The organism is Porphyromonas cangingivalis (assembly GCF_900638305.1).
Classification (GTDB): domain Bacteria; phylum Bacteroidota; class Bacteroidia; order Bacteroidales; family Porphyromonadaceae; genus Porphyromonas_A; species Porphyromonas_A cangingivalis.
Genome location: NZ_LR134506.1, coordinates 888169 through 900246, shown reverse-complemented (window position 1 = coordinate 900246; position 12078 = coordinate 888169). Strand labels below are relative to the sequence as shown.

The window sequence follows — 12078 nt, the reverse complement described above, 5'->3', positions numbered from 1 at the left end:
TATTAACTCGTAAGGGAGATTAAGTACTATGCAATATATACTTGTTATAGTACTTTTTTTTATAGCTTTGTATCCATAATTATAAACCGAATTACTTATAAACTTAAAAACAACGAATTAGAAGTATGTCATTCAGCAAGATTAAGAGCTTTGGCTTCTTGCTCCTTTTGATGTTGGGCTTTCAGAGTCTGCATGCTCAGGGACAGGTACAGCCATTACCTATTGATCCTCAGGTGAGATATGGGAAGTTGGACAACGGTCTGACTTACTTTATTCGCCACAACGATCAACCTAAGAATAGAGCACATTTTTATATTGCTCAGAAGGTCGGATCCATGCTCGAAGAAGATAGCCAAAGTGGTTTGGCTCACTTCCTTGAGCATATGGCGTTCAATGGGACGAAAAATTTCCCTGGTAAGAACCTTATTAACTATCTCGAAAGTGTCGGGGTAAAGTTTGGGGCCAACCTCAATGCCTATACCGGATTTGATGAGACTGTATACACCATCATGGATGCACCTACCACAAGACAAGGTATTGTGGACTCGTGCCTTCTTATCCTTCATGACTGGAGTAACAACATCACTCTCGATCATAAAGAAATTGATGATGAAAGAGGGGTTATCCATGAAGAGTGGAGAGGAAGTCAGGATGCTTCCATGAGGATGATCGAGAAGATCCTTCCTCGTGTGTTCCCTAACGGCAACTTGTACGGTAAGCGTCTTCCTATCGGTAGTATGGATGTCGTACTTAACTTCAAGTACCAAGAGATCAAGGATTACTACAAGAAGTGGTATCGCCCCGATCTACAAGCCCTTATCATTGTTGGAGATATTGACGTAGATTATGTCGAGAAGAAGATTAAGGAGCAGTTTATGGATGTCAAGAAGCCTGAGAATGCTGCTGAAAGATTCTACACTCAGGTGCCTGACAATAAAGAACCTATTGTAGCTATTGAGACAGATCCTGAAGCTACCTCGACTTCTATCTCTATCAGCTATGCAAGAGAGGTCACACCGAGTGATGTAAAGGCTTCTGCGGAGGGGCTTGCACTCAACTACCTCAGTGCTGCTGCTACATCCATGTTCAACTTGCGTATTGCTGAACTTTTGCAAAAGCCTAACCTTCCATTCCTTTCAGCCGGTCTTTCAAACGGTAATCTCATGGGATTGGTGAAGACCAAGAGTGCTCTTGGTCTTGATATCACAGCCAAAGAAGGTCAGTATTTGGAAGCTTTGAATGCTGTTGTCGCAGAGTTGAAGCGTGCTACAGAGTTCGGGTTTACTGCAAGCGAATATGATCGTTTCCGCACTAATGTATTGAAGTCTTCTGATGAGTCTTTGAAGAATAAAGCTAATAGAAGCAACGGATCTTATGCAGAAGAGTATAAGAACTACTTCATTGACGGGGGAAGCATCTCCGGCATCGAAATGGAAAATCAACTCCTCAAGATGATTGCATCACAGTTGACAGTACAACATGTCAATGAATATCTCAAGGATTTGGCTCACGGTCAGAATCTTCTCATCATGATGATGGCTCCTGAAAAGGAGACACTCAAGTATCCAACAGAGGCCGAACTCCTCGCTCAGTATAATGCGGCTCTGCAGCAAGTCGTTGAACCCTACAAGGAGGAAGTATCAAGCCAAAAGTTGATCGAAAAGTTACCAAAGAAGGGTAAAGTCGTATCGGTCAAAAAGAACCTTCCTTATGGGACAACTCTTTGGACACTCAGCAACGGTGCCAAGGTGTACCTCAAGAAGTCCGATCTCAAGGAGAACCAGATCATTCTTTCCGGTATCAGCCCGGGTGGATACAGAATGTTGAATATCAGCAATGATATCGAGAATTTGAAACTCATGGACGGTGTAGTTGATCTCGGTGGAATCGGTAATTTCAACAATATTCAGCTTTCAAGAGTGCTTACAGGTCGTGTCGCTTCTGCCGGTACAGGAGTAGGTGAGTTCACAGAAACTGTCTCCGGTTCATCTAACAATGCGGATGTCGAGACAATGTTCCAGCTTGTTTACCTCAACATGACAGCAAAGAGACAGGATGCAGATGCTTACGAAGCATTCATGCAAAATATTACTGAGGCTTTGAGAAGTGCCGCCGCAGACCCTATGAGTGCTGTTTCTGACAGTATTCCTGCGATGCTCTACCCTGGAGATGTGCTTCGCAAACCATTGAAGGAAGAAGATCTAAGCAAGGTCAGCTATGATCGTATCATGCAGATCTATCAAGAGCGTTTTGCTGATGCCAGCGACTTCTCTTTCTTCATCATCGGTACATTTGATGAAGCTACACTCAAGCCTCTTGTAGAGCAATATCTTGCTTCTCTTCCAAAGTTGAAGAGAAAGGATGTCAGCCACTATGAGCAAGCTACAGGCATAACAAAGACACCTTCTATCAAGCATTTCTCTATCAATGCAGATACAAGAATGGCTGAGGTTTATGATGTTTATGTAAGTCAAATGCCATATGACCTTGAGACTCGACTTAAGACTACTATCTTGGGTGAAGTCCTTACACAGCAGTATCAAAAAACCATCCGAGAAGATGAAGGTGGTACTTATGGTGTTAGTGCAAGGGTAAGTATAAGTAAGTATCCTAAGGGTCAAGCAAGCATCTTCATAAACTTCAAGACAGCTCCCGAAAAGGTTCAGCTTCTTAACGAAAAGATCAAGAAAGAACTCCAAGAGATGGCTGAAAATGGTATCAATAAGGAGTATTTTGACAAGACTGTCAAGAACATCGAAAATCGTTACCAAGACAGCCAAGATGAGAATAGCTATTGGTTGAGTATCATCATGGCTAAGTTCTATGACAACGAAGATAACCATCCTATTTACCTCGATACTCTCAGAAAGATCACACCGGAGAGCATCCAGCAGTACTTGAAGGACTTCTTGAAGGATCATCGTTATTTTGAAATGGTCGTTACTTCAGAAGGCAAAGAAACAACAGCTCAGAACTAATCCATATGCGATAGTACATCCATGAATCTGAAGCGAAATAGTTTCTGATACGGATAACTCCCAAATAATCCAAAGTCACAGTAGAGTGGAGACTCTACTGTGACTTTTTTATTGTCCGCTTTATCTTATTGGGTACTACTTCTTCGAGTTAATAAGTCTCCTTACTTTGTAGCGTATGTATTCAGAGTACACTAAGAGAAGAGGCATCAAATCTTTTGATGCCTGGTAGTGTCCGAAAAAGTGTGTAAGAGTAGTTGTTTTCCTTTTTTACCACAGGGGCATGCCCCTGTGGTAAAAACTTTGTGGTTTTGTTGTTATTATCCATTTATTTAATCTTCCACTCTTGAAAGTAGGGCAACCTCCTAGCATAAGTTCTCTCAGTCATCTCTCGGGCAACAGATCCTAAGAGGAATACGACGGCATCAGCCGAGGGGAGAGCCCCACGCATACGTAACGTGCGCTTATAGTTGCGATTGAGACGCTCCACCCAATTCGTTGAGTAAATCATACGACGAACCTCCTCCGGGTACCTCAGATAGGTGAAGTAGCCTATATTGCGAGGGGAAGACAGAGAGAGTAAACTTCTGTAATTCTTGCCCCAACGCTCTGCAAATGTACATAATTTCTCAAATGCCTTGATGGGAGTAAGTCCTGTATCCAGAATAGGGAATAAGTCATCCAACTCCTGCTTCATCTGAGCTTTATCCCTCTTTGACACGGCGTTAAGTGCTTGTCGTTTGAAATGAACAACACATAACTGATGAGCTGCCTGAGGGAAAGCCGAGCAAATAGCGCGTTCAATACCCTGTAAGGCATCTGAGATAATCAGGTCTATGTGTTCTACGCCCCGAGTTTTGAGAGCTTTCAACTCCACTTCCCAATTCAATGCTCCCTCTGTGGGATGATTCACCACACAAAGCACCTCGCGGCTACCATCAGGAAGCAAGCCCAGCATCGTGTAGTAGGCCTCCTTAGAGACACTATCCTCTCGCCGAGTAAAGGCAAACGTCGCATCAATGTATACTGCCAAATAGTGGGGCGACAATTTGCGTTCTAACCACTCGTATATCTCTGCTTTACTCGTGTTGGAGAGGAAGCTGACTTGCTGTTTACTATAGTGATGACCATAGAGGCGTTCGCACACCGTGCCAATATCTTCGCACGAAAGTCCTCGGGTATAAAGTTCATGGAAGAGGAGGGCGCGTTCGCTTTCCTGATGGGAGAGGATGCCCAAAATCAGGGGCTGAAAATTCCCTGAACGAGTACGTGGAATGCGAAGCTCAAAGCTACAGCCATAGCCCCGCCATCGACGGGGACGGAAACCATTGCACTGTTCACCTTTATGTTCTTGGACAAAAAGAGAACGTTCTTGCTTGGAGAAGGTGTTCAATAATACACGAATAAGTTCGTTAATACCTGACTCCGATGACAGCATTTCCGAAATAAATGCCGACTTTTGTGATGATGTAAGCTCCATTGTTCTTAGTTTGTTTTTTGTTCTTACCACAAATTTAAGAGCTACGGGGCTTACACACTTTTTTAGGACAGTATCTGATGCCTCTTCGCAATTTATTTGTTAGATGTGTCTGTGATTTATTTGGATTTGTTTTGCTGCTCAGCTTGGGCTTGAAGCTCCAGAAGGCGGTCTCTATACTGAGCCGCCGAGATGAAGTCGAGCTCTTTCGAAGCTTGAAGCATCGCGGTACGTGTCTTTTCGATCATCTCCTCCAACGTGTCTGATGAGTGATAAGTAAGTTTGGACTCCGCTGCCATAGTTCCCCTCTTTGTGCTTAGATCGTATTTCTGATCGCCTTTGACCGATGATCCCCCGGTAAGTTCGAGTATGGATGCACTTTTTTTGACAATCTGTTTGGGAACAATGCCATGTTGGGCATTGTAGGCAAGTTGTTTTTCCCTTCTTCTGGCTGTCTCTTCTATTGTGAGGCGCATACTCTCTGTGATCTCATCGGCATAGAAGATGACCAGGCCGTTGAGATTACGAGCGGCTCGACCTGCGGTTTGTGTGAGCGAGCGGTGTGAACGTAGAAATCCCTCCTTGTCAGCATCAAGTATTGCTACGAGAGAGACCTCCGGCAGGTCGAGTCCTTCACGTAGGAGGTTGACCCCTACGAGCACATCAAATTCTCCTGCTCGGAGACCTTCCATGATCTCGACCCTTCGGATTGTGTCGACATCGCTGTGGATATACTCGCATCGTATGCCATTGTCACTGAGATAGTCTGATAGTTCTTCGGCTTGTTTCTTTGTGATCGTTGTCACGAGGACACGTTCGTTGCGCTCTATGCGTAGATGTATCTCTTCTTGTAGGTCATCGATTTGGAAGGCTGTCGGACGTACCTCTATGACAGGATCCGGAAGGCCTGTGGGGCGTATGATCTGCTCGACGATGATCCCTTCACTCTGTTGGAGCTCATACTCTGCCGGAGTCGCACTCACAAAGATCGTTTTATCCACGAGAGACTCGAACTCATCAAATCTAAGGGGTCTATTGTCCACCGCGGCAGGGAGTCTGAAGCCGTAATCCACCAGGCTCATCTTGCGTGAGCGGTCACCTCCGTACATGCCATGTATCTGTGGCACAGTGACGTGACTCTCATCGACGACGAGCAAAAAGTCCGAAGGGAAATAGTCCAAGAGACAATAGGGGCGTTCGCCTGGTGCTCTCCCATCGAAGTATCTGGAATAGTTTTCGATCCCTGAACAGTAGCCCAGTTCGCGTATCATCTCCATGTCGTTTGTCACACGTTCGTACAGACGTACAGACTCCGCACTTCTGCCCATACTCTCGAAGAATGCCACCTGTTTCTCCAAGTCAGCCTCTATTTGTTCAAGAGCTATGGCTATTTGCTCTTTTGTCGTCACGAACAGGTTGGCAGGATATATGTTTACTTTGTCCTGTCTACCAAATTCCTCCATCGTTGTGGGATTGAAGCTTGTAATGCGTTCGATCTCATCTCCCCACAGTTCGAGGCGATAAGCTATACCGTCATATCCTTCGACAGCAGGGAAGATGTCTATCGTATCTCCTTTCGACCTGAATGTTCCGGGTCTGAAGTCCTCTTTATTGTGGATGTAGTAGGCATCGATGAGATTGCGGAGGAGGACATCCTTCTCGATGGTATCTCCTTCCTTGATGGATACCATCTTGGAGCTATATGCTTGAGGGTTAGCCATACCATAGATACAAGAGACGGAGGAGACGATGATCACATCGTTGCGCCCGGAGAGGAGTGAGGCTGTTGCTTTGAGTCGCAATTTTTCGATCTCTGCATTGATGGCCATGTCCTTCTCGATGTATATGTCCGAAGAGGCGAGATAAGCTTCGGGCTGGTAGTAGTCGTAATAGGAGACAAAGTACTCCACAGCATTGTGAGGGAAGAATGTCTTGAACTCTCCGTACAACTGTGCTGCAAGAGTCTTATTGTGACTCAGAATGAGGGTGGGAAGCCCAAGCTCTTTTATGACATTGGCGACAGTGAATGTCTTACCCGATCCGGTTACACCCAGCAGGGTCTGCTTGTGAGCTCCGGAACGAATGCTGTTGACGATGCTTTCGATCGCTTGTGGCTGGTCGCCTGTAGGCTTGAATGGGGAAACTATCTTATATTGCATGAGTCGGATGGGGTAGTGTCATAATCTTCGTAAAGGAGATACTTGGCTCTCATGGCCTTATATTCTTCGATGTCTTTTTGCCAGCTCCTTCGGATCTCTTTCACTGAAGTTCCTGAGTTGATCTGCTTTCGTAGTAAGCCATTGCCGGCGAGGAGATCAAAGAGTTTGGGCTTCGAGATGAGGGTGATGCCATAGCTTTTGGAGGTTTTGGCGATAGACAGCAGGAGGTCTAAGTCTATGCCTTGTCCGCTGCGGTAGCTGTTGATGACCGGACCATAGCATTTCTTTCCTTTGTGTTTTGGCTCGGAGGCTCCGGGCATAGGAGTAGGGATGAAAGAGTGTGCGCCACAACGTTTGTCGGGATAGCCGACTTGTTCGAAAGGGAAGGGAGTCCCTCTCCCCTCACTCCACGAGCACGCTTCGAGATAGCAGATCGTGGGATATAGAGCTATGGCTTTGTCACTTTTGAGGTTTGGACTTGGCGGGATGGGGAGGGAGTAGGGCTGACCATGCTTCCATCCTTGGACTGTCAGTACATAGAGGGGGACCTTGCGCTTCTGAGGCAACCACCTTTCACCATTGATCATCATGGCTGCTTCTCCGAGGGTAAGTCCATGCACGGCAGGTATCGGGAGGAGACTGACGAACGATCGGTACTTCCGATCTTTCCGTACCGCCCCATCGATAGTATCGTGAGGATTGGGACGATCGAGGATGAGCAAAGGTACACCATACTCGGCACAGGCATCCATGATGTAATACATCGTGCTGATGTAGGTGTAAAATCTTACCCCGACATCCTGCATATCGAAGAGCATCATGTCGACTGTTTGTAGTTGTTGTCTTGTAGGGCGTTTATTTGTTCCGTACAGAGAATGTACGACTATATCGGTCCTTTCATCCTTGCCGGACTTGATCACTGCTCCTGCATCGTGGTTGCCTCGAAGTCCATGCTCCGGTGCAAAAAGTGCTGTGATGTTTACCCCTCGACTGAGAAGGGTGTCGATAATGTGAGTCTGAGCCGGGGTATTGAGGATCCCGGTATGGTTTGTGGCTATGCCGATGCGCTTACCATGTGTGAAGATGAGTATCTCGTCGATACGTTCGGCACCGACTTTGACTTGTGCCGAAGTCTCCCATGTCCGGAGCGTTATCAGCAAGAGGATAGCGAGGACGTATTTGATATTCATTGGGATATGTGTGTTGATAATAGAGTGTCTGTCACAGACGCCAAGACCTTGCCCATTCGGATGCCCAAGCCTTGACACGTATCGGAAAGAAGTTTGTCGTACAAAACACTCATCTCTCCGATGAAGTGTACCTCTTCACCTTTTGAGTAAGGCAGTATGTCCATTCTGAGGTAATCTTCCAAGGTGTTGTTTATCAATTTTTTAATGGATGCTTCCTCTCTATGATCGTTGATGAACGGGAGCAGGGAGGACAAGAACTTTTTGGGTAGTTGATCGTTCTGTACCTGATGAAGTAACCACTCCATGTCGATACCGAACCTCATACAAAACGCATTGACCACATCTGTTGATATCTTTTCAGTCAGTAGGGCGGATATGAGTGTCTTTCCCAAGACCGTACTGCTCCCCTTGTCTCCAAAGATATAGCCCAATGATGGATTGTAGTCGGTCACCTTCGAACCATCAAACCTCCACATGTCAGAGGTCTCTCCGATGGTGGCGATGATGCCCGAACGATCGCCACAAAGGACTTCTGCCACGGACTGATGATACTTCTTGATCTCTATCGAGCAGTCAAAGTGCTGGAGTAATGCTTCTTCCAAAGTATATCGGCTCCGTGGCGTATCCTCTTTCCCATAAATCGTGACCGAACACAATGTCTGTGGTAGCTTGTCGATGAGTTGCAGAGAGATCATTTTGGATATCTCAATGGATGACATACATCTTGCATCCAACACGGCTGTTGGTATCACTTCGAGCACTCTTCTCTTGCTGACGACGTGCCAGAGTGTCTCCCCCCTTTCTTGTACCGCAATGATATCCATTATGATGAACGCTTTTAACGAGATGTAAACTCAAAGAACACTATTTCATAAGGCTTAAATGTGTATTGCCACTCCTTGTCGGAGGTGTCGAGCTTTCTTTCGTCCGAGACTGTCGAATAATGGTCAAAATCCTTCAGTTCCGTGGTTGTGGTTTTACCTTTTGGAATAAAGTGGAGGCTTCTGACTTTGTTAGGCGAAAAGTCTTTCCCCTTGAATAGCACTTTATAAGGAAGGGGGTGACGAGTTGTATTGACCGCCTTGAGGTAGAAGACTTTATTGTCTGCACTTGAGGTAAGAGAGGCATAGAGCGGAGACCAAGGGCTTTGATCTTTAGGGGTATGCTCGTTTAGAGATCTCAGAGTCGTCCCTCGCATCGCAATGAAAGCTTTCATCAGGTGGTAGAGGGCAGTCGGAGTATATCTGCCTCCATCGACATGGATGAGGGGATACTTTGCTCCGTCGTTCACCTCTGCAAGAAATGGGGTGACGGTCAGACCTCTGAGATGGGACACTTGATTTTCTGCATTGATCAAGAATGCTGCTCTAAGAATAAGTTTGGGGACGAAGAGTGAGCTATCGGACTCGCTGAAATGGCATTCTCCAAGCATGATTGGCTGGCGCAGCATAGCTTCGTCATCGTGGATGTCGGGGACGATGGCTGACAGCTCAGGAGAGGAGATAGGGGTACAAGGGACATCAAAAATATAATTGCTGAACTTCTGAAAGCTCGTAATATCTCCCGAACTGATCAGGTCAATCGCTATTTCATTGTCTCTGAACTTCTCGCTCATGACTTTGAAACGCCTGAAATAGTCGTAGCTGGTCATGTCATATCCCGGCTGTATCGCAGGTGAGAGGTGGACAGAGTCTTTGCTGATGTCGTAGATGTTGAGGAGGTATTGAGCCAAAGCGATGTGTGATGCTACTCGCTCATCCAGCAGTTTGATGTTTTCAGCTCTTGGCGAAGCTCCTCTGTCTGTGATCCCTATGTTCGAGATAAGAATAGGAGGTTTTCGTAACTCTTTCGACAAGGACAAAAAGTCTTTCAGCCCAAACTCACCTGTGTATTCTTGCTGATTCAGCGTCCATATCGGACGTCTGCTTTCGGTTTCCATCCATCTCGTCCACTCGGGGTAGGTGTCGATGAAAAAGCCGTTGGCCGTCCGTCCATCCGGAAATCTCATAAAGCCCGGGTCAAACTCTCTGATCAATCTCAATAGCTCTCCGCTCAATCCATGAGACTCTTCTGTACCTTGTGGCACAAGTCTGATGTCATCTATAAAGGAGGTGCCTCTCCCCTCGACTTTTATCATAAGATGAGCTTGCGAAACATCTTTTTCGGACGTTAAAGTCACAGATACCGGAGTCCACATCTGACCTGCATTGATACGCTGAGGTGTAGACACCGGCATCCAAGCCGTGTCCGCAAGACAAACGCTTATGGACAGAGAGTCACTCGAACTCTTGAGCCTTGCTCTGAAAGTATATTGACTGTCTCTCGAGAGCGAAAAGGCTGCGGTATTTATGACCTCGACTCTCTGTAAAGAGTCCCTCGCGGGTTGTAGACTGAGATGGTATTGATTGACCGAGGACTGTTCGCCGGACTTTTGAAGAGATACAAATCCACCTCTTGACTTCCAACCAAACAGTAGCTCAGGCACAGGATAAAATGTCGTATAGCCATTCGGCGTAGTGAGCAACTGCCTTGAGAAGTCATACCTACAGTTTTCAAGTCTTGGTGCAAGTTCGAAACCACTGTTGATAAGTATGTTTGGACTCAGGAGATCTTTTCCACTCTTGCTCAGCCCCCCGAGAGTGATCCCGACAGGTAGCTTACCCTCATGTAGTACAGGTTTATCCGCATCTATCTCTATGGTTCCGACGGTAGAGACAGACTGCTTGCATCCCGATAGAAGCACCGCAAAGACAAGCATAAAGTATATGTATCCCCTGTTTCTGATCATCTCAGAGAGAGTCCTTTTTCTCCTTGTTTAGTGGTTATGATGTGGCCCACAGACAACTACCGGCGGATGAACAATCTCTCCTCCCTCAGAGCGCAACTCTTCCTTGCTGAAGAACTTTGGACCGGGGATCAACGGGCTATAATACAGTGCCGTGCGGATACGCTTGCGCTGGTCGGCTGTGAAAGCATCCTGATGGCAAATGTCATAGTCCATGATGTTTGTGGCATAATATCTCTTTTGTGCACAACTCGTGCGTTGTAGCAGTTCGTCAAACTGTAGCGGTGTCAACCTGTCTTTGCTGCCATATTGCAGCCTCTTCACTTCGTAAGCCTTACGGTTGTACGAAGGGGTGTCGTCACAGTGATCCGAATCGACGCAATCATCGAGGAGAGCATTGTGTTGCTCATTCTCCGAGAATGTATGATATAGCCCGAGGTAGTGCCCGAGCTCGTGAGACAATGTCGCTGCCGGATTGTAGAGTTCCCTTTGAGTGTTTTCCTCTTTATGGAATGCCACTGTATTGATCACGATGCAGTGGTTGAGCTCATCGAGGATACGAGCATCGTAGTCTGAAAAACCGGGGATGTTCTTTCCCTTCACGAGAGAGGGCAAGAACGCAGCACCATGCACCTCTCCAACCGGAGCATTGCCATCGCCCTGAGTCTCTCGTTTAAATCTGAAGACAAAGACATTGATGTACTTGCTACGATCCCAAGCCATGCCTTGATATATCCCACCCTTCTTGTCATACAAGACGTCTTGATATTTGATCTCCGGAGCATCTACTTTTATACGGTTGATCCCCGGTATTGGGAGAGGTTTGCCGTCAGGTGCACTCTGTGCCATGACGAACTCCACTCCCATATTGGGACGGTTCGTGTCACTTGCATCTCTTGGGAGCTTGAGTCGATCCTCCTCTTGTAGTTCACCGAACCTCGGATCTCCCACCGGACGATAGTACTTGTTCACTTTCTCCATGAGGGTCGCGATGTACTCACCTGAAGGTTTATCTTCCTGCTTACTCTGGTCACTGTATAGGATGTGGAAGATCACCGGGAGGCGATAGTCGATCATGTCCGGCTCGATGTCACCTGAACGTTGCTTCAGAGTGATGGCCTTCGAGGCACCTGCTTCGGTCGTGAACGTAAGTTGTCCGCTACGTTCGTTGGTCGTCATGTTGGGCTCGACGACAATGGTCACGATAGTCCTTGTGACCCCTCTGTCGCTCTTCTCTGTCCTGAACCAAGAGTCCGAAGCTGTTGCGGTCCACACCTCTCCGGAGCGTACCAATACTCGGTATGTGCCACCATTCACGGGGATCGCATCTATGAGATCTTTTTCGATCATCAGTTCTCCACTGTCGGCCTTGGATGCACACCCTACGGTAAACAGCGTGATGATAAGAGCCAAGACCGTAATTCTGAAGAGTACCGGATATGTTTGAGTCCTTGCCATCTCTGTCGCAAAGTTATTTAGGGTCGGTTGTCAT

7 protein-coding genes are annotated in these 12078 nt (G+C 46.7%); 1 reads left to right on the top strand and 6 read right to left on the bottom strand.

Translation table 11 applies throughout. The features are described from left to right. The first annotated feature begins 125 nt into the window (after positions 1 to 125). Positions 126 to 2978, top strand: a complete 2853-nt coding sequence (locus EL262_RS03770; protein WP_025839567.1) for a M16 family metallopeptidase — start codon at positions 126 to 128, stop codon at positions 2976 to 2978. A 325-nt stretch (positions 2979 to 3303) separates the two neighbouring features. Here the strand turns inward: EL262_RS03770 and EL262_RS03765 are convergent, their stop codons facing one another. From EL262_RS03765 to EL262_RS03740, 6 genes are all read right to left on the bottom strand, one after another. Beyond that, positions 3304 to 4455 (bottom strand): IS256 family transposase, encoded by a 1152-nt coding sequence (locus EL262_RS03765; protein WP_025839650.1) that lies wholly within the window; start codon positions 4453 to 4455, stop codon positions 3304 to 3306. A gap of 116 nt (positions 4456 to 4571) precedes the next feature. Continuing rightward, the gene (uvrB, locus tag EL262_RS03760; protein ID WP_078735822.1) at positions 4572 to 6611 is read right to left on the bottom strand and encodes an excinuclease ABC subunit UvrB; all 2040 of its coding nucleotides are present in this window, start codon (positions 6609 to 6611) and stop codon (positions 4572 to 4574) included. Continuing rightward, a complete protein-coding gene (locus tag EL262_RS03755) occupies positions 6596 to 7801 on the bottom strand; it encodes an exo-beta-N-acetylmuramidase NamZ family protein (protein WP_025838357.1) in 1206 nt (401 codons plus the stop codon). The genes uvrB and EL262_RS03755 overlap by 16 nt, the downstream gene beginning before the upstream one ends. Continuing rightward, positions 7798 to 8625, bottom strand: coding sequence for a hypothetical protein (locus EL262_RS03750; protein WP_025838359.1), 828 nt, complete (start codon positions 8623 to 8625; stop codon positions 7798 to 7800). The genes EL262_RS03755 and EL262_RS03750 overlap by 4 nt, the downstream gene beginning before the upstream one ends. Positions 8626 to 8639: 14 nt before the next feature. After that, positions 8640 to 10589 (bottom strand): hypothetical protein, encoded by a 1950-nt coding sequence (locus tag EL262_RS03745; RefSeq protein WP_036853681.1) that lies wholly within the window; start codon positions 10587 to 10589, stop codon positions 8640 to 8642. Between the two features lie 27 nt (positions 10590 to 10616). Then, positions 10617 to 12044, bottom strand: a complete 1428-nt coding sequence (locus tag EL262_RS03740; protein WP_025838363.1) for a zinc-dependent metalloproteinase lipoprotein — start codon at positions 12042 to 12044, stop codon at positions 10617 to 10619. Between the last annotated feature and the right edge of the window lie 34 nt (positions 12045 to 12078).